Origin of the sequence: Mumia sp. Pv4-285 (genome assembly GCF_041320275.1) — a bacterium.
In the GTDB taxonomy this organism is placed as follows: domain Bacteria; phylum Actinomycetota; class Actinomycetes; order Propionibacteriales; family Nocardioidaceae; genus Mumia; species Mumia qirimensis.
Genome location: NZ_CP162023.1, coordinates 1823088 through 1844907 on the forward strand (window position 1 = coordinate 1823088; position 21820 = coordinate 1844907).

At 69.4% G+C, this 21820-nt stretch carries 22 protein-coding genes and 1 riboswitch; of the genes, 14 read left to right on the forward strand and 8 right to left on the reverse strand.

The genetic code is table 11. The features are described 5' to 3' along the window. Positions 1 to 59 precede the first annotated feature (59 nt). From AB3M34_RS08835 to AB3M34_RS08855, 5 genes are all read left to right on the forward strand, one after another. A complete protein-coding gene (locus AB3M34_RS08835; protein WP_370619114.1) occupies positions 60 to 998 on the forward strand; it encodes a carbohydrate kinase family protein in 939 nt (312 codons plus the stop codon). A 133-nt stretch (positions 999 to 1131) separates the two neighbouring features. Then, positions 1132 to 2046 carry a cytochrome c oxidase subunit II gene (gene coxB / locus AB3M34_RS08840; protein ID WP_370619116.1) on the forward strand — a complete coding sequence of 305 codons (915 nt, stop codon included), beginning with the start codon at positions 1132 to 1134 and terminating at the stop codon, positions 2044 to 2046. A gap of 29 nt (positions 2047 to 2075) precedes the next feature. Continuing rightward, a complete protein-coding gene (gene ctaD, locus AB3M34_RS08845; RefSeq protein ID WP_370619983.1) occupies positions 2076 to 3800 on the forward strand; it encodes a cytochrome c oxidase subunit I in 1725 nt (574 codons plus the stop codon). Beyond that, positions 3797 to 4192 carry a cytochrome c oxidase subunit 4 gene (locus AB3M34_RS08850; RefSeq protein WP_370619118.1) on the forward strand — a complete coding sequence of 132 codons (396 nt, stop codon included), beginning with the start codon at positions 3797 to 3799 and terminating at the stop codon, positions 4190 to 4192. The genes ctaD and AB3M34_RS08850 overlap by 4 nt, the downstream gene beginning before the upstream one ends. A 64-nt stretch (positions 4193 to 4256) precedes the next feature. Then, positions 4257 to 5513, forward strand: a complete 1257-nt coding sequence (locus tag AB3M34_RS08855) for a L,D-transpeptidase (RefSeq protein ID WP_370619120.1) — start codon at positions 4257 to 4259, stop codon at positions 5511 to 5513. 389 nt (positions 5514 to 5902) lie between these two features. Here AB3M34_RS08855 and AB3M34_RS08860 read toward each other — a convergent pair whose 3' ends face one another. The 4 genes from AB3M34_RS08860 to AB3M34_RS08875 all read right to left on the reverse strand — a co-directional run bounded on the left by AB3M34_RS08860 (position 5903) and on the right by AB3M34_RS08875 (position 10313). Beyond that, on the reverse strand, positions 5903 to 7603 hold the full coding sequence (locus AB3M34_RS08860) for a cytochrome b (RefSeq protein ID WP_370619122.1): 1701 nt from the start codon (positions 7601 to 7603) through the stop codon (positions 5903 to 5905). A gap of 4 nt (positions 7604 to 7607) precedes the next feature. Continuing rightward, the gene (locus AB3M34_RS08865) at positions 7608 to 8708 is read right to left on the reverse strand and encodes a ubiquinol-cytochrome c reductase iron-sulfur subunit (RefSeq protein ID WP_370619124.1); all 1101 of its coding nucleotides are present in this window, start codon (positions 8706 to 8708) and stop codon (positions 7608 to 7610) included. After that, entirely contained in the window at positions 8705 to 9535 is an 831-nt protein-coding gene (locus AB3M34_RS08870) for a c-type cytochrome (RefSeq protein ID WP_370619126.1), read from the reverse strand. Before AB3M34_RS08870 ends, AB3M34_RS08865 begins: the two co-directional genes overlap by 4 nt. Before the next feature lie 130 nt (positions 9536 to 9665). Beyond that, a complete protein-coding gene (locus tag AB3M34_RS08875) occupies positions 9666 to 10313 on the reverse strand; it encodes a cytochrome c oxidase subunit 3 (RefSeq protein WP_370619128.1) in 648 nt (215 codons plus the stop codon). Positions 10314 to 10469: 156 nt separating this feature from the next. Here AB3M34_RS08875 and AB3M34_RS08880 point away from each other — a divergent pair, with 156 nt between their 5' ends. Continuing rightward, positions 10470 to 10820, forward strand: coding sequence for a hypothetical protein (locus tag AB3M34_RS08880; protein ID WP_370619985.1), 351 nt, complete (start codon positions 10470 to 10472; stop codon positions 10818 to 10820). Further along, a complete protein-coding gene (gene trpD, locus AB3M34_RS08885) occupies positions 10817 to 11869 on the forward strand; it encodes an anthranilate phosphoribosyltransferase (protein WP_370619130.1) in 1053 nt (350 codons plus the stop codon). The genes AB3M34_RS08880 and trpD overlap by 4 nt, the downstream gene beginning before the upstream one ends. 12 nt (positions 11870 to 11881) lie before the next feature. Here trpD and AB3M34_RS08890 read toward each other — a convergent pair whose 3' ends face one another. Both AB3M34_RS08890 and AB3M34_RS08895 read right to left on the reverse strand, forming a co-directional pair. Further along, entirely contained in the window at positions 11882 to 12166 is a 285-nt protein-coding gene (locus tag AB3M34_RS08890) for an Lrp/AsnC family transcriptional regulator (RefSeq protein ID WP_220344344.1), read from the reverse strand. Positions 12167 to 12212: 46 nt separating this feature from the next. After that, the gene (locus AB3M34_RS08895) at positions 12213 to 14027 is read right to left on the reverse strand and encodes a DEDD exonuclease domain-containing protein (RefSeq protein WP_370619132.1); all 1815 of its coding nucleotides are present in this window, start codon (positions 14025 to 14027) and stop codon (positions 12213 to 12215) included. 102 nt (positions 14028 to 14129) lie between these two features. Here AB3M34_RS08895 and AB3M34_RS08900 point away from each other — a divergent pair, with 102 nt between their 5' ends. Next, positions 14130 to 14393, forward strand: a complete 264-nt coding sequence (locus AB3M34_RS08900; RefSeq protein ID WP_370619134.1) for a hypothetical protein — start codon at positions 14130 to 14132, stop codon at positions 14391 to 14393. A 122-nt stretch (positions 14394 to 14515) separates the two neighbouring features. Then, positions 14516 to 14655: riboswitch (cyclic di-AMP (ydaO/yuaA leader) on the forward strand. Positions 14656 to 14690: 35 nt separating this feature from the next. Beyond that, entirely contained in the window at positions 14691 to 15683 is a 993-nt protein-coding gene (locus AB3M34_RS08905) for a C40 family peptidase (RefSeq protein ID WP_370619136.1), read from the forward strand. Positions 15684 to 15814: 131 nt separating this feature from the next. On the opposite strand, the gene AB3M34_RS08910 is transcribed toward AB3M34_RS08905, so the two are convergent. After that, positions 15815 to 17608: an AMP-dependent synthetase/ligase gene (locus tag AB3M34_RS08910; RefSeq protein ID WP_370619138.1), complete on the reverse strand. Its 1794-nt coding sequence runs from the start codon at positions 17606 to 17608 to the stop codon at positions 15815 to 15817. Between the two features lie 98 nt (positions 17609 to 17706). Between AB3M34_RS08910 and AB3M34_RS08915 the strand changes: the two genes are divergently transcribed. The 5 genes from AB3M34_RS08915 (at position 17707) to AB3M34_RS08935 (ending at position 21064) form a co-directional block, all read left to right on the forward strand. Beyond that, a complete protein-coding gene (locus tag AB3M34_RS08915; RefSeq protein WP_370619140.1) occupies positions 17707 to 18093 on the forward strand; it encodes a hypothetical protein in 387 nt (128 codons plus the stop codon). 45 nt (positions 18094 to 18138) lie between these two features. Beyond that, entirely contained in the window at positions 18139 to 18588 is a 450-nt protein-coding gene (locus AB3M34_RS08920) for an SRPBCC family protein (RefSeq protein WP_370619141.1), read from the forward strand. Positions 18589 to 18715: 127 nt separating this feature from the next. Next, positions 18716 to 19075 carry a hypothetical protein gene (locus AB3M34_RS08925; RefSeq protein ID WP_370619143.1) on the forward strand — a complete coding sequence of 120 codons (360 nt, stop codon included), beginning with the start codon at positions 18716 to 18718 and terminating at the stop codon, positions 19073 to 19075. Beyond that, positions 19066 to 20010: an ROK family glucokinase gene (locus AB3M34_RS08930; RefSeq protein ID WP_370619145.1), complete on the forward strand. Its 945-nt coding sequence runs from the start codon at positions 19066 to 19068 to the stop codon at positions 20008 to 20010. The genes AB3M34_RS08925 and AB3M34_RS08930 overlap by 10 nt, the downstream gene beginning before the upstream one ends. A gap of 13 nt (positions 20011 to 20023) precedes the next feature. Further along, the gene (locus AB3M34_RS08935) at positions 20024 to 21064 is read left to right on the forward strand and encodes an ROK family glucokinase (protein ID WP_370619147.1); all 1041 of its coding nucleotides are present in this window, start codon (positions 20024 to 20026) and stop codon (positions 21062 to 21064) included. Here the strand turns inward: AB3M34_RS08935 and AB3M34_RS08940 are convergent. Continuing rightward, positions 21045 to 21785, reverse strand: a complete 741-nt coding sequence (locus AB3M34_RS08940) for a GntR family transcriptional regulator (RefSeq protein WP_370619149.1) — start codon at positions 21783 to 21785, stop codon at positions 21045 to 21047. The genes AB3M34_RS08935 and AB3M34_RS08940 overlap by 20 nt on opposite strands. Positions 21786 to 21820: the final 35 nt, after the last annotated feature.

The window sequence follows — 21820 nt, forward strand, 5'->3', positions numbered from 1 at the left end:
CCACTCGAGGAGCTCCGTTGAAGATCGCCGTTTCCGGTTCCATCGCGAACGATCACCTGATGACCTTTGCGGGGCGGTTCTCCGACTCGCTCGTCGTGGACCAGCTCGACAAGATCTCGCTCTCCTTCCTCGTCGACGACCTCGAGGTACGCCGTGGGGGGTGCGGTGCGAACATCGCCTTCGGCCTCGCAGCGCTGGGGGAGGAGCCGATCCTGATCGGCGCCGTCGGTGAGGACTTCGACGACTACCGCTCCTGGCTGGAGCGTCACGGGGTCGACTGCTCCGGCGTCCGCGTCTCCGAGAGCAGGCACACGGCACGCTTCGTGTGCACCACCGACGCCTCGCAGGCCCAGATCGCGACCTTCTACGCCGGCGCGATGGCCGAGGCGCGCGAGATCGAGCTCAAGCCCATCTTCGACCGCGTCGGCGGCTGGGACATCGTGCTCATCGGCCCGGACGACCCCGAGGGCATGGTCCGGCACACCGAGGAGAGCCGGGCCCGCGGCTACCGCTTCGCCGCCGATCCCTCGCAGCAGCTCGCGTTCGCCGACGGCACGCTCATCCGGAGCCTCATCGACGGCGCCGCGTACCTGTTCAGCAACGAGTACGAGGCGGCGCTGACCGAGAAGAAGACCGGCTGGAGCGCCGCCGAGATCCAGGAGAGAGTCGGCACCCGCGTCGTCACGCGCGGCGCCGACGGCGTCACGATCTACGAGGCGGACGGGACCCAGACCGACGTCCCCGCGATCGCGGGGATCACCGCCATCGACCCGACCGGCGTGGGCGACGCCTTCCGCGCCGGGTTCCTCGCCGGTCTCGGCGTCGAGCTCCCGCACGAGCAGTGCGCCCAGCTCGGGTGCACGCTCGCCGCGAGCGTCGTGGAGACCACCGGGACCCAGGAGTACCGCCTCGGCCGCGACGGCCTGCTCGCGCGCCTCCGAGCCCAGTACGGCGACGCGGCGGCGCGCATCGTAGACGACCGCCTGCCGACCTTCTGAAAGGGGACCTCCGCCGGTCCGAGCAGACACTCTGGAGTAGGGTGCTGCTGTTCGCAGTGAGGACGCCTGCCGTCGCGAACGGCGACGCTGGCGCACTGCGAATCTGAGTCGATTCGAGCCAGAAAGGCGCCTGGTGGGTCTGGAACTCTTCGCGCGCGGTGAGCGAGCACAAGACGAGCGTCGTCGACCTGTCCGGTCGAAGGCTCTCGCGCTCGGATCCGCCGTCGCTGCGATCGTGCTGCTGAGTGGTTGCTCCGAGGACGCCGACAGCCAGTGGCAGCGCCTGGCGCTGCCCGTCGGCTCGACCGACCGCACCGAGTCGATGTTCGTGCTCTGGGTCGCGGCCTGGATCGCGTGCGCCGTCGTCCTCGTGCTGGTCCTGGGGCTGATGTTCTGGGCGATGGTGCGCTATCGCCGGCGCCCGGGCAACGAGGTCCCGACGCAGCTGCGCTACCACCTGCCGCTCGAGGTGCTCTACACGGTCGCTCCCGTCATCATCGTCGCGATCTTCTTCGCGCAGACGGTGATCGCCCAGAACGACATGCTCGAGAAGGTCGACGACCCCGACCACACGGTCACGGTCGTCGGCAGCAAGTGGCAGTTCACGTTCAACTACCTGGACGAGGAAGCCACCGGCGGCGAGGACGTCTTCGACTTCGGCGACACCTCTGACCCGACCGAGCTCTGGCTCCCGGTCGACGAGTCGGTGAGGTTCGACCTCGTCTCGCCCGACGTCATCCACTCGTTCTGGATCCCGGAGTTCTACTTCAAGCAGGACATCATCCCGGGCAAGACGAACTCCTTCGACGTCACTCCGACGCGTGAGGGCGTGTTCACGGGACGTTGCGCCGAGCTGTGCGGGCTCTACCACACGCGCATGATCTTCAAGGTGCACGTCGTCTCGCGCGACGAGTACGACGCTCACCTCCAGAAGCTGCAGGCCGCCGGGCAGATCGGTACGCCCGAGGGCGCCGAGGCGGCGAGCCGGATCGCCGGTCTCGCCGAGGCGGAGCAGGCAGCGAACGAAGAGAACGGAGAGCAGGAGTGACCGCGGCGTCAGAACCACTGAGCGCGAGCATGCAGCGCCGGCCGCTGGGCAAGCGTGTCGTCGGGCTGCTGACGACGACCGATCACAAGCAGATCGGCACGATGTACCTCGTGTCGTCGTTCGTGTTCTTCCTGATCGGCGGCATCCTGGCCCTGCTGATCCGCGGCGAGCTCGCCGCGCCGGGCACTCAGATCGTCGACGAAGAGACTTACAACCAGCTCTTCACGATGCACGGCACGATCATGCTGCTGATGTTCGCGACCCCGCTGTTCGTCGGGTTCGCCAACTGGATCATGCCGCTGCAGATCGGGTCGCCCGACGTCGCGTTCCCGCGCCTCAACATGTTCAGCTTCTGGCTGTTCCTGTTCGGCAGCTCGATCGCGGTCGCCGGATTCTTCGTCCCCGGCGGAGCGGCGAGCTTCGGCTGGTTCGCCTACGCCCCGCTCTCCGACGCCGTGAACTCGCCGGGAGTCGGCGGAGACATGTGGGTGCTCGGCCTGTACATGTCAGGTCTGGGCACGATCCTCGGTGCCGTCAACTTCGTGACGACCATCTTCACGATGCGCGCGCCCGGCATGACCATGTTCCGGATGCCGATCTTCACCTGGAACATCCTGGTCACCAGCCTCCTGGTGCTGATCGCGTTCCCGATCCTCGCGGCGGCGCTCCTCGCGCTCTTCGCCGATCGGCAGCTCGGCGCCCACGTCTTCGATGCGGCGACAGGCGGACCGGTGCTCTGGCAGCACCTGTTCTGGTTCTTCGGGCATCCCGAGGTCTATATCATCGCCCTACCCTTCTTCGGCATCGTCAGCGAGATCCTGCCGGTCTTCAGCCGCAAGCCGATCTTCGGCTACATCGGCCTGGTGGCGGCGACGCTGACGATCGCGGCGCTGTCGGTCGCGGTGTGGGCCCACCACATGTTCGTCACGGGGGCGGTCGACCTCGCGTTCTTCTCGTTCATGACGTTCCTGATCGCCGTCCCGACGGGCGTGAAGTTCTTCAACTGGATCGGCACCCTGTGGGGCGGCTCGATCAGCTTCGACACTCCGCTGGTGTTCTCGCTCGGCTTCCTCACGACGTTCCTCTTCGGTGGTCTGACCGGCGTCATCCTGGCGTCGCCGGCGCTGGACTTCCAGCTGTCCGACTCCTACTTCGTCGTCGCCCACTTCCACTACGTGGTCTTCGGCACGGTCGTGTTCGCGATGTTCGCCGGGTTCTACTTCTGGTGGCCGAAGTGGACCGGGCACATGCTCAACGAGCGTCTCGGCAAGATCCACTTCTGGCTGCTGTTCATCGGCTTCCACCTCACGTTCCTCGTCCAGCACTGGCTGGGCGTCGAGGGCATGCCGCGTCGTTACGCCGACTACTCGCCGGCCGACGGCTTCACCGTGCTCAACCAGGTGTCGACGATCGGCGCGATCGTGCTGGCCGTCTCGACGCTGCCGTTCTTCTACAACGTGTGGACCTCGCGCAACAACCCGCAGGTCGGCGTCGACGATCCGTGGGGCTGGGGCCGTTCGCTCGAGTGGGCCACGTCCAGCCCGCCGCCGCGGCACAACTTCACGTCGCTCCCGCGGATCCGTTCCGAGAGCCCTGCCTTCGACCTTCACCACCCCGAGCTCTCGCTGCTCGAGCACGTCGACAACGAGGGCCTCGGTGACGACGGCAAGTTCGCCGACGCCCCGAACCTGTCGGGCCACGAAGAGGCGTTGAGCGAGCAGATCTCCAAGGACAAGGAAGGTGAGACCCCGTGAAGACAGAGGCGTGGATCATCGCGTCCGTATCGGTCTTCCTCGTGATCGTGACGCCGATCTACTGGATCGCGTCCGGAGATCCGACGGGCACCACCGCTCTGGTGATGGCGGCTCTGCTGGGTCTGCTGCTGACCTTCTTCCTCGCGGTCGTCGCCAAGCAGATCCCGGCGCGTCTCGAGGACCGTGACGACGCCGAGATCGCCGAGGGCGCCGGCGAGTACGGCTTCTACCCGCCCTGGAGCTGGTGGCCGCTGTGGGCGGCGCTGGCGATGGCGGCGATGATCATCGGCGCGATCTTCGGCTGGTGGCTCTTCGCCATCGCAGCCCCGTTCGGTGCCATCGCGCTGTGCGGGTGGGTCTTCGAGTACTACCGAGGGCTCTACGCCCACTGACACGACCGACGGCAAACGGCCGCCCGAGATGAATCTTGGGCGGCCGTTGCTAGTCTGGGAACCCATGAGAGCTCTGGGTCGCCCCTTCGCTGGACTCACAGGACGCCGCGCGGTCGGCGTCCTGCTCTGTGGGCTGCTCGTCAGCGGCTGCAGCGCCGCCGGGGCAGGTGGCGGTGACGAGGGCTCCCAGGGCGCCGACGAGCCAGCTGGCGCGTCGGCGACCACCGAGGCCCCGAAACCCGAGACCGTGGTCACGGTCAACGTGGACGACGGTGCTTCCGACGTCCCGGTGGACACGGCGATCAACGTGGGCGCGTCCGGTGGCAGCATCACCGCGGTGACCGCCCACTACGGCAAGAAGGCCTCTCCCAAGAACACCGTCGAGGGCGATCTGACGCCCGACGGGAGCGCGTGGGTAGCCCAGGGACTCCTCGAGCCTGGCAAGCGCTACACGGTGGCCGTGAGCACACGTGACGACGACGGCAACGTCGAGACCGCGACCCGCACCTTCCGGACGCAGGAGCTGGGCCTCGACCAGCAGGCGTACGCCTCGATCGCGCCGATGGACGGCGCGACGGTCGGGGTCGCCATGCCGATCATCGTCCGGTTCGACATCCCGGTCAGCCGGCGTGCGGAGGTCGAGAAGCGCCTCGCGGTGACCTCGACGCCCAAGGTCGAGGGCACGTGGAGCTGGATCAGCGACTCCGAGGTCCACTACCGACCCAAGAAGTACTGGCCCGCCGGCACCAAGGTGAAGGTCCACGCCGGCATCAACGGCGTCCGTACGGCCAAGGGCACCTGGGGTCAGGAGGACCGTGACACGTCCTTCTCGATCACCGACCGGGCCGTGACGACCGTGGTCGACGTCTCGCGGCACAAGGCGACCGTCCGGATCAACGGCAAGGTCGCCAAGGTCCTGCCGGCCACGACCGGCAAGGCGGGCTTCCAGACCCGCAACGGCACCAAGGTCATCATGGAGAAATACCCGTCCAAGCGGATGGATGCGGCGACGACCGGCATCTCCGAGGGCGACTCCGAGTACTACAACATCGAGAACGTTCGCTACGCGATGCGGGTGACCAACTCCGGCGAGTTCATCCACGCCGCTCCGTGGTCGGTCGGTTCCCAGGGTGCTGCCAACGTCAGCCACGGCTGCACGGGCCTGAGCACCAGCAACGCCGAGTGGCTCTACAGCGTCTCCCACATCGGTGACCCGGTGAAGTTCGTGAACTCGCAGCGCAAGGTGCTCGAGCCCCAGAACGGCTGGACCGACTGGAACGTCTCCTACGCCAAGTTCGCGCAAGGCTCCGCCCTCTCCTGACCGCGAGTCACCACCGGCGCGGAAGAGGGGTCATCCCCAGGACGGCCCGAGCCCGGCGCTCGAACGCGTCGTCCCCGCTGGCGATCAGCAGCCGGCGGTGTCCCATGTCGAGGTAGCGATCTCGGCCAGCTCGTCGACCACGTGGAACTGTGTGGCGGGTCGTCGTGACGGACGACCCTGGCCCGGGATCAGACCGTCGATCGCTGCCAAGGCGTACGCACGCCAGGGGAGACGTGACGCGCAAGCACGGGGCCGCCCGACCACATCCACAGGTGATCCGCGAAACGGCGCAGGTGACTCGTGGGGCGGCGGGGGTGACTCGCCAAGGGAAACGGAAGGCCCCGCACCCCCAACGAACGGGGGAGCGGGGCCAACGCGTGCCGGAGCTCTCAGTGCTGCTTCGGGACGCCCGTCTCGCTGACGCCGGAGAAGTCGTCCGGGAAGTCGTGCGGCGGGTAGACGTCGTCGTGGAAGTGGTGAGCGGCGTCGTCCACCTCGGTGCGCGTCGGCTTGTCGACGTCGTGGGCGTAGAAGAACCGCCGCGCCCAGGCCCGCAGACGTGCCTTGCGGCCCTCCGGGTTGGCGACGCCGTTCTCGTCCTCGGCCACCGGAGCTGTGAGCTCGGGCACCCGGGCATGTGCCGTCAACGTGTACGCGGCCGACTGCGGCAGCGGCGCGTGCGCCTCCGCGTACGAGCCGTCCGCCGAGCGGACGATGATGCCGGTCTCGTAGCCGTGGAGCACCGCGTCGTTGTCCTTGCGCTGCAGGCTGATGCAGATGCGGCGCGTGACGATGAAGGCGATCACGGGCCCGACGAACACCAGCACCCGCGCCATCCAGGTGATCGTGAAGATGTCCAGGTTGAACTTCAACGCGATGATGTCGTTGCCGCCCGCGATCCAGCAGACGCCGTAGAACGTCATGCCGGCGACGCCGAACGCCGTACGGGTCGGGGCGTTGCGCGGACGCTGGAGGAGGTGGTGCTCTTCCTTGTCGCCCGACACCCACGACTCGAAGAACGGCCAGATCGCCAGCACCGTGAACAGGATGCCCATGAGGAGCACGGCCGGGATGAAGACGTTCAGGGAGAAGGTCTGGGGGCCTACCGTGAACTCCCAGTTCGGCATGATGCGGACCGCGCCCTCGATCCAGCCCATGTACCAGTCGGGCTGAGAGCCCGCGGTGACCTCGGACGGGTTGTAGGGGCCGTACGTCCAGATCGGGTTGATCTGGAGCGTCGCCGCCATCACCGTGGTGAAGCCGAAGACGACGAAGAAGAAGCCGCCGGCCTTCGCCGCGTAGACGGGGAGCATCGGGTAGCCGACGACGTTCTTCTCGGTGCGTCCGGGCCCAGGCCACTGCGTGTGCTTGTGGTAGACGAGCAGCACCATGTGGGCCGCGATCAGACCCAGCAGCAGGCCTGGTAGCAGGAAGATGTGCGCCATGTAGAGGCGGGCGATGATCAGCTCACCCGGGAACTCGCCGCCGAAGACGAAGAACTCGATGTAGGTGCCGACCACCGGGATCGACCGGATCAGGCCGTCGACGAAGCGGAGACCCGTGCCGGACAGGAGGTCGTCCGGCAGCGAGTAGCCGGCGAAGCCCTCGATCAGGCCGATCGCGAACAGACCGATGCCGATGAGCCAGTTGAGCTCGCGGGGCTTGCGGTACGCGCCGGTGAAGAAGACGCGGAGCATGTGGGCGATGATCGCCGCCATGAAGAGCGCCGCGGCCCAGTGGTGGATCTGGCGGACGAGCAGACCGCCCCGGATGTCGAACGAGATGTTGAGCGTCGAGGCGTAGGCCTGCGACATCTCGAGCCCGCGCATCGGGTCGTACGAACCGGTGTAGGGCACCTCGGCCATGCTCGGCTGGAACCAGAACGTCAGGAACGTCCCGGTGAGCAGGAGCACGACGAAGCTCCACAGCGCGATCTCGCCGAGGAGGAAGGACCAGTGGTCGGGGAACACCTTGCGGATGTTCTTGCGCACCAGGCCGGCGAGGCCGATGCGGTCGTCGAGCCACCCGACGGGACCGGCGGCCTTCTGGCCGACGCCGGTGTCCTTGAGCGGCGTTGAGGTGGTGCTCATGGTGTCAGTCACGGTTCTGGTGCACCTCAGGGAAGCTCGGGCCGACCGGCTCACGGAAGTCACTGGTGGCGATCAGGTAGCCGTCCTCGTCCAGTGCGAGCGGGAGCTGCGGCAGCGGACGGTGGCCGGGGCCGAAGATGACCTTGCCGCCGTCGGCGAGGTCGTACGTGGTCTGGTGGCACGGGCAGAGCAGATGATGGGTCTGCTGCTCCCAGAGGCTGATCGGGCAGCCCACGTGCGTGCAGATCTTGGAGTAGACCATGATCCCGTCGACATCCCAGTTGGACTGGCCCTTGCGGGGCGTGATGTCGTCGGGACGGATGCGGACCACGATGACCGAGGCCTTCGCCTTGGCCTGGAGAAGCTCCGTGCCGTGGAACACCGCATGGCCGTGGCTGTCGGTCTCGAAGAACACCGACGGCTGTGCGTTGACCAGCTGTCCGACCTCGATCTCCCCGGGGCGGAGCGGGGTGCCGGAGACGTCGTTGACCACGCGCATCCCCTTGCGCCACACCGTGTTGAACGGCTTGTCCCCGGGAAGGGGACCGAGGTCGCGCAGCATCACGATCGCCGGCAGCCCGAGGAAGGCGACGGCGCCGATGAGCGAGTTGCGGATCAGAGGACGGCGTCCGAAGCCGGACTCGTCGACGCCCGCGTCCATCGCCTCGAGGGCAGCTACCCGGTCCTCGTCGGACGAGCGCGCCGGGTGGCGCATCTCGATGACCTCGTGGTCGGCCATGAGCTTCTTGGCCCACTGGATGGCTCCGATGCCGATGAGGAAGAGCGCTCCGCCGAGCGTCATCCCGAGGGCCAGGTTCAGGGAGAACCAGCCGAAGATCTCGGCGTCCTTGGGAACGGTGAAGTAGGCCACGCAGAAACCGACCGCCAGCACGATCGCGGCGGTGAACATGCCGGCGACCTGCCGCTCGGCGCGCTTCTCGAGCTTGGGGTCCACGTCGGTCGGGCGCGGGAGGTGCTCGGGCAGCCCCGGGTTGTCGATCGGCTCCGCGGGCTCGACGTCGTGGCCCGTCCGCGCAACGATCTCGTCGTGCGTCGGATGGGCGTGGTCGCCCGTCGGCTGCTCGTCGTGGAATTCGGAGCTCATGACCTCTTCTTCTTCACCCGGGCGCCGTGCGCTGCCAGCCAGACGGCGACAGCGACGAGACCGCCGATACCGATGATCCAGGCGAACATGCCGTCGACGACGGGGCCGAGGCCGCCGCCTCCGAAGCCGGCCTGCGGCTGCGCCTGGACGTTCTTGATGTACGCGATGATGGCCCGCTTGTCCTCAGGCGTGATGACCTTGTCGCTGAAGACGGGCATCTGCTGAGGTCCGGTCTGCATGGCCTCGTAGATGTGACGGCCGCTCACGCCCTGCAGCGACGGTGCGAACCGGCCGCTGGGGAGTGCTCCACCGGCACCGACCGAGTTGTGGCACGCGGTGCAGTTCGTACGGAAGAACTCACCGCCGCGGGTCAGCTCCTCCTGGGAGATCTCCGAGACGTCGGTGTACTCCTCGTCGGGAACGGCCGGTCCGGGGCCGAGGCTCGCGATGTAGGCGGCGAGCGCGTCGGTCTCGTCCTGCGTGTAGACCGGCTTCTTGCGGGGCGCCTGGGGTGCGGACTGCGCCATCGGCATGCGGCCGGTAGCGACCTGGAAGTCGACGGCGGCTGCGCCCACCCCGACCAGCGACGGGCCGTAGTTGCCGCCCGAAACCGTCATGACGCCCTCGGCGTTCATGCCGTGGCAGCTCGCACAGCCGACGAGGAACAGCTCACGCCCTTCCTCGATGGCGGCAGGGTCGTTCGCCGTGTCGGCGTCGGCCTTCCCCGGAGCGAAGGCGGCGTACAGCGCGCCCGCGAGGAGCAGGCCGAAGAGCAGCACCGCGTAACCCGCGAGAGGGTGCCTTCGGTGGGTGGACAAGAACCGCACGGAGTGAACCTCGTTCCCCTTGCCAGCGACGCCCCCGGGAGGGGCGTCATCTCTCGATTAAAGCCTGGAAATACATCTTCTGTTAGGAGGTTCGTCGCCGCGGCCGTCGTGGATGGGCGGCGGACGAGCCTTACTGCAGGGCGTAGATGGTCAGGAACAGGCCGACCCACACGATGTCGACGAAGTGCCAGTAGTACGACACCACGATCGCCGAGATCGCCTGCTCGTGGGTGAAACGACGCGCCATGAAGGTGCGTCCGATCACCAGGAGGAAGGCGATCAGGCCGCCGATGACGTGGATGCCGTGGAAGCCGGTGGCGAGGTAGAACGTCGATCCGTAGCCGGAGGAGTCGAGGGTCAGGCCCTCGTGGACCAGCTCGACGTACTCGAGGGCCTGACCGGCGACGAAGACGGCGCCCATGATGTAGGTCAGGGCGAACCACTCGCGCAGGCCCCACTCGCGGAACTGCCAGATCTTGCCGCTGCGGCCGACCTTGCCCTTCTCGGCCGCGAACACGCCCCACTGGCAGGTCACGGACGACAGGACCAGGATGGTCGTGTTGACCGTGGCGAACGGGACGTTCAGCTTCGCGGTCTCCAGCGCCCACAGCTCAGGACTGACCGCGCGGATCGTGAAGTACGCGGCGAAGAGGGCCGCGAAGAACATCAGCTCGCTCGACAGCCAGACAACGGTGCCGACCGTGACCTGGGAGGGTCGGTTCGGCTGCCCGTGCAGGCGGGATGCTGGGATCACAGATGTCGTCGCCACGGGTGTCATTATTAACCCCTGTTGAAGCCGGGGCATCCCCGGCCCCTGCCTCTGGCGCTGACGAGTCGCTACGATCACGCTGTGACCGATCCCAGCACCGCCGTCGCGCCCCATGACCGCTCGCCCCTGCGCGTCCTCGTCTACTCCGACGACGCCGACACGCGCATGCAGGTGACCACCGCCCTCGGACGCAGGATCCATCCCGACCTGCCGCCCGTGGAGTACGTCGAGTGCGCGACCCTGCCCGTGGTGCTGCAGCAGATGGACGCCGGCGGGATCGCGCTGGCCGTCCTCGACGGCGAGGCGACCCCGGCCGGGGGCATGGGCGTCGCGCGCCAGCTGAAGGACGAGATCTTCCGGTGCCCGCCGCTGCTGGTGCTGACGGCGCGCGAGCAGGACGCGTGGCTCGCGACCTGGTCCCGGGCCGACGGGGTGTCACCCCACCCGATCGACCCGATGAAGCTGGCCAACGCCGTCCTGGGCCTCCTGACGCCCTCCGCCGCGGCGCCGGCATGACCGAAGGCCCCCGCTGGCCGGAGATCCTCGGCCAGCTGATCGCGCACGAGGACCTGACCGGCGAGCAGACCTCGTGGGCGATGGAGGAGATCCTCTCCGGCAACGCCACGCCGGCGCAGATCGCGGGCTTCGCGGTCGCGCTGCGTGCCAAGCGGGAGACCGTCGCCGAGGTCGAGGGGCTCGCGGCGACGATGCTCGAGCACGCGTCGTTGATCGAGGTGCCCGGACGTACGGTCGACATCGTCGGCACCGGCGGCGACCGGGCCAAGACGGTGAACATCTCCACGATGTCCGCGGTCACGATGCGGGGCGCGGGCGCGCTGGTCGTCAAGCACGGCAACCGCGCGGCGTCGAGCGCGAGCGGCGCCGCCGACGTCCTCGAGCAGCTGGGCGTGCGCCTCGACCTCACTCCGGAGCGCGTGGCTGCGCTGGCGACGGAGGTCGGCATCACGTTCTGCTTCGCCCCGGTGTTCCATGCGTCGTTCCGGTTCACGGCGGCCCCCCGGCGGGAGCTGGGCATCCCGACCGCGTTCAACTTCCTGGGCCCGCTGACCAACCCGTCGAAGCCGGCGGCGATGGCGGTCGGCGTCGCCGACCCCAGGATGGCCGGCGTCGTCGCCGGTGTCTTCGCGCGCCGTGGGCTCGACGCCCTCGTGTTCCGCGGGGACGACGGCCTCGACGAGATCACCACGACGACCACGTCGACCGTGTGGGTCGTGGCAGGTCCGGACGGCGAGAAGACCGTCACCGAGCAGTCGTTTGACCCGCGTGAGGTCGGCATCGCCTTCTCGCCTGCCGAGGGGCTGCGCGGTGGCGACCCGGCCTTCAACGCCGACGTCTTCCTGCGGATCCTGGAGGGGGAGCAGGGGCCGGTCCGCGACGCTGTGGTCCTCAACGCCGCCGCGGGGCTGTCCGCCTACGAGGGAGGCGAGGACGACCTCCTGACCCGCATGGAGCGCAACATCGGCGAGGCTCGCCACGCGCTCGACTCCGGCGCGGCGCGCCAGGCGCTCGCCGACTGGGCCGAGGCCTCGCGCCGCGAGGTCTGAGCAGCGCCGCGGCTACTCGAAGTCGCCGCCGATGCTGAAGGCGGCCTCGAGATCGTGCTGCGAGTACGTGCGGAACGCGATGTGCGTCTCGGTCGAGCGGACGCCGGGCACCTTGTTGACGCGGTCGGCGACCACGTCGGCGATCTCCTCGGTGCGGCGGACGCGTACGAGGGCGATCAGGTCGATGTGTCCGGTCACCGAGTAGACCTCGCTCACACCGTCGAGGGCGGCGACCTCCTCGGCGACCTCGGGGATTCGGTCGACCTCGGCGTTGATGAACACGATCGCGGTGATCACGGGGCCTCCTGGCGGCTGCGTCGGCGTACGGGCTGCAGCCTACTCGTCATCGGCGGGGCCGGTGCTCGGTGCGCCAGCCCTCTCCGCGGGCCTCGTCGAAGGGCACGGCGACCGCCCGGGAACGCTCCGCGGCCTCGATGAGCGGGAGGTGTCGTCGGGCTCCCCGCGTGGGGCTCGCCCACACGCCGTCGAGGTCGACGAGGCGGATGCCGTCGGTCTCCAGCCACCGCAGGACGAGCTCGGACTCGGCGGCGGTCGCAGCCGGTGCCGTGTCGGGGACCACGGTCTCCGCCGTCGTGCGCAGCGCCTCGACCCAGGGTGCCGACGCGGCCGACGACGGCATGACGCCCGACGCCACGAGGCGTCCGTAGCGGATGACGTGCACCTCCCACTCGCGCCACTGGATGTCGCGGGGGAGGGCAGCGACCACCTCCGCGCACGACAAGAGCGTCGAGAGCCGCTGGCTGCGGTGGGTGGCACGCAGGAGCGTCACGAGCCTGTCGCGCTCGCGGGCGGCGTCCTCGAAGCGGCCCTGGTCGGACAGCGTGCGCATGCGGTCGGTCGACGCGTCCACGACGTCGACCGGGTCGCGGACCAGCGCCTCGCGCACACGGTCGACCTCGGCGGCGTACGACTCGGGGCTCGCGGTGCCGTCGCACGGGGACAGGCAGCTCCCCATCTCGGCGAGTGCGCACGCGCTGCGCGAAGGACGACGCGGGAGCCTGCCGGAGCACTGCCGGATCCGGAACGCCTCGTAGAGCGCTGCGGCGGCCGTCTCAGCGGTCGAGCGGCGGGTGAACGGGCCGAGGTAGTCGGCGTCCTCGTCGGTGCTGCGGACGAACGACAGGCGGGGCCACGGCTCGCGCGTGAGCTTGATCCAGGTGGCGCGCTCGGGGTGCCGCGACCGGCGGTTGTAGGGCGGCTTGTGGTGGGCGATGAGACGGAGCTCACGCACCTGGGCCTCGAGGGCCGTCGCGCAGGTGATGCCCTCGACGCGGGTCGCGAGCGCCACCATCTCGCCCATCCGGGTGCGGGTCTCGCTCGAGGTGAAGTAGGAGCGGACCCTGGCGCGGAGGTCCTTGGAGGTGCCGACGTAGAGGACGTGGTCGTTGCGGTCACGGAAGAGGTAGACGCCGGGCGAGTGCGGCAGGTGCTCAGCCAGCCGGCTCTTCTTGCGCTGGGCCGCGCTGACCCGTGAGCTGAAGGTCGCGAGCTCCTCCATCGTGGTGACGCCCATCGTGCCGAGCCGCTCGAGCAGCGCGTGAAGGACGTCGACCGTCGCGCGGGCGTCGGCGAGCGCGCGGTGGTTCGGGGTCGTGCTCGAGCGGAAGTGGCGCGCGAGCGTGCCGAGCTTGCAGTTGGCGACCTCGTCGCGGAGGAGGACACGCCGGGCGATGCGCGCCGTGTCGAGGCTCTCGAACCCCGGCCACGTCAGTTCGAGGCGCTGGGTGAAGTGCTTGAGGAACCCGAGGTCGAACGGTGCGTTGTGGGCGACGAGAACGGTTCCGCGGGCGAACTCGAGGAACGACGGGAGCGCCTCGCCGATGCGCGGTGCGGCGACCACCATCGCGTCGCTGATGCCGGTGAGGACGGTGATGAAGGTCGGGATCGGCCCCTCGGGATCGACGAGGGTCTGGAACTCACCGAGGATCTCGCCGCCACGGACCTTGACGGCGCCGATCTCGGTGATCATCGAACCCGCGGCCGCGGAACCACCTGTCGTCTCCAGGTCGACCACGCAGAACGTGACGTCCGACAGGTCGCGCCCCAGCTCGTCCAGCGTGCCCTGGACGCCCCTGATCGGTGCCGGTGACGGCGCTGGTGAGGGCAGAGCCGAGGCGGCGGCGGGGGCAGGGACCATGACCCTGACGTTAGGCGCGGGCAGTGACACGTCCGGTGCGATCGGACCCCGGCGTGTCGCCGTACGGACAATCTGTCAGAGCGGCTGCGTAGCGTCCTTGACATGGACGAATCTCGCGTGCTCCAGCAGCAGCCGGGACCGGCGACGGGCCACGGCGAGCTCTTGACCATCGACTGCGGCCGGTGCCTCGCGCGCCCGGCTGCCTGCGGCGACTGCGTCGTCACCGCGCTCCTCGGCGCTCCGGACGAGGGCGTCAGCCTCGACGCCGACGAGGGCGCGGCCCTCGAGGCGCTGAGCGCTGCCGGGCTGGTTCCACCGCTGCGCCTGGTGAATCCGGTCGACGGCGAGGTCGTCGAGGACGCCTGAGCGCTCAATTTGTGCGAGCGGCCCCACAATCTTGTCGGCCGCGTTGATTCCGCACCGGGTTGGCGCATAGGGTGAGGCTCGCGTGCCTGAGGAGTTCTCTACCCCGGAGAGCGCAGGCGCGCCGCCTAGTTCGGCCGAGATCCCCCGGATCGACGTCGGAGTCGGGGACCCAAGTTCCTGGGGTGAATCCGTCCATCGGACGGTAGGGCACGTTCTTGGCCCGAACCCGTCAGCTCACCCGGCAGGCGTCGAGAACGTGAGGAGTCCGTCCCTGTGCGGAATGGCCGAAAGCTGTCGATGAGGGCAGCCGTCGCCGCCGGATCCGGGTTGGTCCTCGCTGCCACGCTCACCGCGTCACCGAGTGCAGCGGATCCCGAGACACCGAGCCTGTCCGAAGCCAAGCGTCAGGTCGAGAAGCTGGGCCACGAGGCCGAGCAGGCCAACGAGCGCTACCTCGACCTCCAGCACGAGGTCGACGGCGCCACCAAGCAGGTCAAGAAGCTTCGCGCCGACGTCAAGGCGCAGCAGTCCGAGGTCGAAGAGGTGCGGAGCGCCTTCGCCAAGACCGTCACCGACCGCCTGGCGAGCTCGCCGATGGGACCGACGACGCAGCTCCTCGCGAGCGACGACATCGACGAGTTCCTCGACGGCCTCACCGCCATGCAGTCCTACAACACGACGCAGGCCGACCGGTTGTCCGCGTACGAGCGCGAGGCCGCCGAGCTGAAGGTGCGCCGCAAGCAGCTCTCCGCGAAGCTCGACCTCATCTCGGACGCCGAGAAGTCGATGAAGAAGGAGAAGGCCAAGCTCGACGAGAAGGTCAGCAAGGCCGAGGCACTCGTCGACAGCCTGACGCCCGTCGAGCGCGCCCAGGTGTACGACGACGACACCACGCGTGGCGACGACCGCCCGTCGACGAGCGCGCCGAAGGTCAACGCGTCGGGCCGCGCCAAGGCGGCGATCGACTTCGCCCTCGCCCAGCTCGGCGAGCCCTACTCGTACGGCGCAGCCGGCCCCGGCAGCTGGGACTGCTCCGGCCTGACCATGGCGGCGTTCGGCGCCGCTGGGGTCTCCCTGCCGCACTCCTCGTCGGCCCAGTCCGGCATGGGGTCGTCGGTGTCGCAGTCGTCGATGAGCCCTGGCGACCTGGTGTTCTACTACAGCCCGGTGAGCCACGTCGGCATCTACATCGGCGACGGCAAGCTCGTCCACGCGCCGCGACCCGGTCGCAGCGTCGAGATCGTCTCGGTCAACGTGATGCCGGTGTCCGGAGTTCGCCGCGTCGGGTGACCCGCGCCGCTTGCACCTCCGGGTGCTCGCGGCTGCTCCACACGAAGAAGAGCCACGGCCCACCTCGGTGGGCCGTGGCTCTTCTTCGTGCCGATAGAGGCGCTCACGCGTACGAGCGTGCGCGCGCCCACTCAGAGGTAGAGCGCCTCCACGTCGTCGCGGTGCTCACGCATGACCACGTTGCGCTTGAGCTTGAGAGTCGGGGTCACCTGGCCGCCCTCCTCGGTCCAGTCGATCGAGAGGATCCGGAACTTGCGGATGGACTCGGCCCGGGACACGTGCGAGTTGGCCTCGTCCACCGCAGCCTGGACAGCTGCGACGACCTCGTCGTCGTCGGCCAGCTCGGCGATCGGGGTGTCGGCGGACTTGCCGCGCTGCTCGAGCCACGGCCCGACGGCCTCCTGGTCGAGCGTGATGAGCGCCCCCACGAACGGCTTGCCCTCGCCGACGACGACCGCCTGGCTCACGAGGACGTGCGCGCGGATGCGATCCTCGAGCGCCGCCGGGACCACGTTCTTGCCGCCGGCGGTGACGATGATCTCCTTCTTGCGCCCGGTGATGGTGATGAAGCCCTCGGAGTCGATCTCGCCGACGTCACCGGTGTGGAACCAGCCGTCGGCGTCGATCGCCGCCGCCGTGGCCTCGGGGGCGTTCCAGTAGCCGCGGAACACCTGACCGCCGCGGAAGAGGAGCTCGCCGTCGTCGGCCACCCGGACCTCGGTGCCGGCGAACGGACGTCCGACCGTGCCGATCTTGGAGTCCGCCGCGGTGTTCGCGGCGAGTGCGGCCGTGGTCTCGGTGAGGCCGTACCCCTCGATCACCGGGATGCCGATCCCGGAGAAGAAGTGCGCGAGGCGCTCGCCGAGGGGTGCGCCGCCCGAGATGGCGTGCTCGACCCGGCCGCCCATCGCCGCGCGCAGCTTGGCGTAGACGAGCCTGTCGAACAGCGTGTGCTTGGCCTTGAGGACCGGGCCGACGCGCTTGCCCGCCTCGCGGGCCCGGCTGTACGTGATCGCCGTCGAGGTCGCGACGTCGAAGATCCTGCCCTTGCCCGCGGCGTGCGCGTTCTGGCTGGCGCCGTTGTAGACCTTCTCGAACACGCGCGGCACGGCCAGAATGAACGTCGGCTGGACCTCGGCGAGCTCGGGCAGCAGGTTCTTGACGTCAGGCGTGTGCGCGAGCGTGACGCCGGCACGGATCGAGCCGACCTCGATGATCCGCGCGAAGACGTGGGCGAGCGGCAGGAAGAGGAGCGTCACGGCGTCGTCGCGGTCGAACAGCTCTGGCAGGAGGTCGATCGCGTCTCCGAGCTCGAACATGAAGTTGGAGTGGGTCAGCTCGGCACCCTTGGGGCGGCCGGTCGTGCCAGAGGTGTAGATGATCGTGGCGAGGTCACCGGGGGCGACGGCCGACCGGCGAGCAGCGACGTCCTCGTCGCTGACGACGGCACCGGCCTCGACCAGCGGGTCGAGCCCGGCGTCGATGCACCAGACGTCCTTGAGGTCGCCGAGGTCAGGACGGCAGCCGTCGACGCGCTCGGCGTGGCTGGTGCTCTCGACCACGCAGCCCACCGCGCCGGAGTCCGACAGGATCCAGCTGACCTGCTCGGCCGACGACGACTCGTAGATGGGGACGGACACGGCGCCGACCCACCAGAGCGCGTAGTCGATCTGAGTCCACTCGTACCGGGTGCGGGACAGGATGCCCACCCGGTCGCCGGGCGCGATCCCGGCGGCGACGAAGCCCTTGGCCAGGGCGACGACCTCGTCGCGGAACTGCGCGATGGTCACGTCGACCCACGCACCGTCCACCTTGCGCTGGAAGCCGATCCGGTTCGGGTCGGCCTCCACCCGGACGACGACGTCGTCCGTGATGCTGCCGGTGTCCGGGACCTGGTACCTGGCTGGCGTCGCGTAGGTTCGCACTCTGCCTCCGATCGAGCGATCTGGTTTCGCCGACATCGACGAAAACCCCCTGGGGCAGGCTACATTCATCGGTCGAGACACCTGGAACGGAGACCACGATGCCGGTCGTCGATGTGATCGACCAGACGTACGTCGCGGTTCCTCCGCGTCTGCTCGTCGATGCGATGTGCTCCGAGTCCGCCTGGTCCACCGTACTGCCGAAGATCGAGCTGCGGTGTTTCGACGACCGCGGCGACCTCGGCCGCCGGTGGCGGGTGAGCGGCGAGCTCGACGGGACGGCCGAGGTGTGGCTGGAGGCGATGCCCGAGGGCACCGTCGTGCACGTCTTCCTTCAGGCCGACCCGGCGGACGCGACGACCTCGACCCGTGCGGGGCGGCGGATCGACCGGACGTACCACGAGCGCCTCAAGCGGTGGGTCACCCACGTGCGTGACTCGCTGGACGTCGGCCGCGCCGTCGGCGACGCGCCGAACCGTGCGCGATAGGGTCGGCGGAGCGGGCGCCAGCGCGCAGAGTCAGGAGGGCACTCGATGACCGACCAGACGACGAGCGACATCGTGATCGACGCCGAGCCGGGCGTGATCATGGCTGTCATCGCCGACTTCGCCTCGTACCCGTCGTGGGCCACCGGCGTGAAGGAGGCGAAGGTCGTCGAGCTCGACGAGTTCGGCGCCCGTGCCGTCGAGGTCCAGTTCGTCCTCGACGCGTCCCCGATCCGTGACACCTACACGCTCGGCTACCGGTGGGAGGACGACCGGGCCGTCGACTGGAACGTCACGCAGCCCGGTGCGATGGTCAAGGGCATCGACGGGGCTTACGTGCTCGACCCCCTCGGCGACGGTCGTACCCGCGTCACGTACCGCCTCGCCGTCGACGTCTCCATCCCGCTCCTGGGCATGCTGCGCCGCAAGGCCGAGAAGGTCATCATCGAGACCGCCCTCAAAGGCCTGAAGAAGCGCGTCGAGTCGCCGACCACGTGACGGGCCGACGTCGTACGCCCGCGCGCGTCGTCCACCGGAGGCCCGGCCCGCAGCCTGGTGCTGCCGCTCTCGCTAGGATCGGACGACGCGCGTGCGCGGCACCGACGTTTCCGGCACGAGGAGAGGCATGACGGCAGCATCGAGCGGTGATCATGTCGGTTCCCTGGTGCAGGAGGCGCTCAAGCTCGCACGCGTGCTCGCCGACCAGGCCGAGGACGGCGCGCGTCAGGCCGGCGGTCGCGCCGACCACGACCACGTGCCGCGCCCGGAGTCGTGCGACTTCTGCCCGCTGTGCCAGCTGATCACGGTGGTGCGGAGCGCACGGCCGGAGGTTGCCGAGCACCTGACGGCGGCGCTGGCGTCGCTGACGCTCGCAGCGCGTGGTGTGGTGGAGTCGTGGGGACGCCAGGAGCCACCACCGGACGACCCCGGACCGCGTGACGACGGACTGCAGAACAACGACGTGAAGGATGGACCATGGGAGTGACGGTCGGGGTCGACATCGGCGGGACGAAGATCGCCGTCGCTGTCGTCGACGAGGTCGGCACGATCATCGCTCAGGATCGGGTGAAGACGCCGGCGACGGACGCCACGCAGATCGGTGAGGCTGTCGCCCAGTCGGTCAACGCGCTCAAGAAGGACCACGACGTGGAGGCCGTCGGCGTCGGCGCGGCCGGCTTCGTCGACGCCGGGCGACGCACGGTCCTCTTCGCACCCAACATCAAGTGGGTGGACGAGCCCCTCGCCGACCGCATCGAGGCGCTCGTCGACCTGCCGGTCGTGATCGAGAACGACGCCAACGCGGCCGCGTGGGGCGAGTTCCGGTTCGGGGCGGGTGCCGATGTCGACGACATGCTGCTCGTCACCGTCGGCACGGGGATCGGCGGTGGCATCATCCAGGGCGGTCGGCTCGACCGCGGCGCGTACGGCGTCGCCGGGGAGATCGGGCACCTGCGGATGGTTCCCGCGGGGATCCGTTGCGGGTGCGGTCAGTACGGCTGCTGGGAGCAGTACGCCTCGGGGCGTGCGCTGGTCCGCGAGACCCGTGACCGCATCGACGCCCATATCGAGCAGGCGCAGCCGCTCGCGGCCCTCGTCGACGGTGACGTATCGCAGATCACCGGCCAGATGGTCACCGAGCAGGCCCAGAAGGGCGACCCCTTGGCGATCGAGCTGATCGCCGACGTCGGGCGGTGGCTCGGCGAGGGGATCGCGACGCTGGCTGCGGTGATCGACCCGAGCGTGGTCGCGATCGGCGGCGGGGTGGCGAAGGCCGGAGACCTGCTCATGGCGCCGGCGAAGGCTGCGTTCCTCCGCTCGCTCTCGGCCCCGGTCTATCGTCCCCAGGCGATGCTGCGCGAGGCCAGCCTCGGCAACGACGCCGGCGTGATCGGCGCCGCCGACCTCGCGCGGACGCGCTGACGTAGGGGGATCGATGGCTGAACGTCTTTCGATCGGCATCGACATCGGCGGCACGCGCGTCAAGGCGGGCGTCGTCGACCTCGACGGCCACGTCCTGGAGCGGCTGAGCCGAGACACGCCGACGACGAGCCCCGCCGCAGTGCTCGACGCCATCGCCGACATCGTCGCGACGCTGCGTCGGCACCACCTCGTGACGTCGGTGGGCATCGGTGCGGCGGGCTTCGTCGACGCGACCCAGTCGACGGTCGTCTTCTCTCCCCACCTCGCGTGGCGCCACGAGCCGCTGCGCGATGCGGTGCGCCGTCGGACGGGACTTTCCGTCCTCGTCGACAACGACGCGAACGCCGCGGCGTGGGCGGAGTGGCGCTTCGGTGCCGCGCAGAACGAGGAGGACCTGATCTGCCTCACGCTCGGCACCGGCATCGGCGGCGCCCTCGTGATCGACGGACGCCCGCACCGCGGCCGGTTCGGGATCGCGGGCGAGTTCGGGCACATGATCGTGGTCCCCGACGGCCGGGCGTGCGAGTGCGGCAACAAGGGGTGCCTCGAGCAGTACGCCAGCGGCAACGCGCTCATCCGGGACGCTCGGGGTGCCGTCGACCGGGGTGACGAGTACGGCAAGCGCCTCCTCAACCGGGTCGACGGCGACGTCGATCAGGTCAACGGCATCGTGGTGTCCGAGCTGGCGCGCGAGGGTGACGAGGACGCGCTCGCCTCGTTGCGCGACGTCGGCTCGTGGTTGGGTGTCGGCATCGCGAACCTCGCCGCGGCCTTCGATCCCGGGTTGTTCGTGATCGGCGGAGGAGTCTCCGATGCCGACGAGCTCCTGCTCGAGCCGGCTCGCGACGCGTTTCGTCACACGTTGACGGGCCGGGGCTTCCGGCCGGAGGCGCTCATCGTCCGGGCCCACCTCGGCAACGACGCCGGTATGATCGGCGCCGCCGACATGGCCCGCACCCTCCGGCGGAGGTCGCGCCGTGGCCGCGGGCGCAGCCGGACCCGCCTGCCGCGTGGTGAGGGCTCGCTGGCGCGCCTCAGCGGTCGACGAGCGTGAGCTCGAACGCGTAGCGGTCCGGCCGGTACGCGTGGACGCCGTACTCGACCGCTCGCCCGGCGTCGTCGTACGCGGTCCTCTGCATCGTCAGCAGGGGAGCACCACGGCGTTCGCCGAGCAGCCGGGACTCGCGGGCCCCGACGCGCGACGCCCCGATGCGTTGCTTCGCCACCCGCACCCAGATGCCGGCGCGCCGCATCGCGGCGTACAGACCGACCTCCTCGAGGTCGATCGAGCCGAGGTCGATGAGCGAGGCCGGGATCACGTTGTGCATGAGAGCGAGCGGCTCGTCGCCGATGAAGCGGACGCGCTCCAGCGACCAGACGGGGGCTCCCGGGTCGAGCTGCAGCTCGCGCGCCTCGTCCTCGCCGGCGTCGAGGCGCTCGAGGGACAGGACCACGGTGCGCGGGTCCTGGCCGGCTGCGGCGAGGTCGTCGTACAGGCTGGTGAGCTCGACCGAGCGTCGGACCTTGCCGTGCACCACCTGGGTGCCGACGCCGCGCTTGCGGACGAGCATGCCCTTGTCGACCAGGACCTGGATCGCCTGGCGGACGGTGGGTCGCGAGAGGCCGAGCTGATCGGCGAGGGCGATCTCGTTGTCGATCTTGTCGCCGGGCGCGAGCGTGCCGTCGACGATCGCGGCCTCGAGCTGCTGGGCGATCTGGAAGTAGAGCGGCACGGGACCCGACCGGTCGAGGGTGATCCGCGCACCTGCTTCCATGTCCCGGACGATAGCCGTCGCACCTCATTACGTCT

Coding starts and splice junctions, on each gene's coding strand:
- AB3M34_RS08930 (WP_370619145.1), top strand. CDS start 19,066: ATGGGAGTGACGGTCGGGGTCGACATCGGCGGGACGAAGATCGCCGTC.
- AB3M34_RS08895 (WP_370619132.1), bottom strand. CDS start 14,027: ATGGTCCCTGCCCCCGCCGCCGCCTCGGCTCTGCCCTCACCAGCGCCG.
- AB3M34_RS08935 (WP_370619147.1), top strand. CDS start 20,024: ATGGCTGAACGTCTTTCGATCGGCATCGACATCGGCGGCACGCGCGTC.
- AB3M34_RS08940 (WP_370619149.1), bottom strand. CDS start 21,785: ATGGAAGCAGGTGCGCGGATCACCCTCGACCGGTCGGGTCCCGTGCCG.
- AB3M34_RS08905 (WP_370619136.1), top strand. CDS start 14,691: ATGAGGGCAGCCGTCGCCGCCGGATCCGGGTTGGTCCTCGCTGCCACG.
- AB3M34_RS08875 (WP_370619128.1), bottom strand. CDS start 10,313: ATGACACCCGTGGCGACGACATCTGTGATCCCAGCATCCCGCCTGCAC.
- trpD (WP_370619130.1), top strand. CDS start 10,817: ATGACCGAAGGCCCCCGCTGGCCGGAGATCCTCGGCCAGCTGATCGCG.
- AB3M34_RS08835 (WP_370619114.1), top strand. CDS start 60: ATGACCTTTGCGGGGCGGTTCTCCGACTCGCTCGTCGTGGACCAGCTC.
- AB3M34_RS08915 (WP_370619140.1), top strand. CDS start 17,707: ATGCCGGTCGTCGATGTGATCGACCAGACGTACGTCGCGGTTCCTCCG.
- ctaD (WP_370619983.1), top strand. CDS start 2,076: ATGCAGCGCCGGCCGCTGGGCAAGCGTGTCGTCGGGCTGCTGACGACG.
- AB3M34_RS08925 (WP_370619143.1), top strand. CDS start 18,716: ATGACGGCAGCATCGAGCGGTGATCATGTCGGTTCCCTGGTGCAGGAG.
- AB3M34_RS08865 (WP_370619124.1), bottom strand. CDS start 8,708: ATGAGCTCCGAATTCCACGACGAGCAGCCGACGGGCGACCACGCCCAT.
- AB3M34_RS08880 (WP_370619985.1), top strand. CDS start 10,470: ATGCAGGTGACCACCGCCCTCGGACGCAGGATCCATCCCGACCTGCCG.
- AB3M34_RS08855 (WP_370619120.1), top strand. CDS start 4,257: ATGAGAGCTCTGGGTCGCCCCTTCGCTGGACTCACAGGACGCCGCGCG.
- AB3M34_RS08920 (WP_370619141.1), top strand. CDS start 18,139: ATGACCGACCAGACGACGAGCGACATCGTGATCGACGCCGAGCCGGGC.
- AB3M34_RS08860 (WP_370619122.1), bottom strand. CDS start 7,603: ATGAGCACCACCTCAACGCCGCTCAAGGACACCGGCGTCGGCCAGAAG.
- AB3M34_RS08900 (WP_370619134.1), top strand. CDS start 14,130: ATGGACGAATCTCGCGTGCTCCAGCAGCAGCCGGGACCGGCGACGGGC.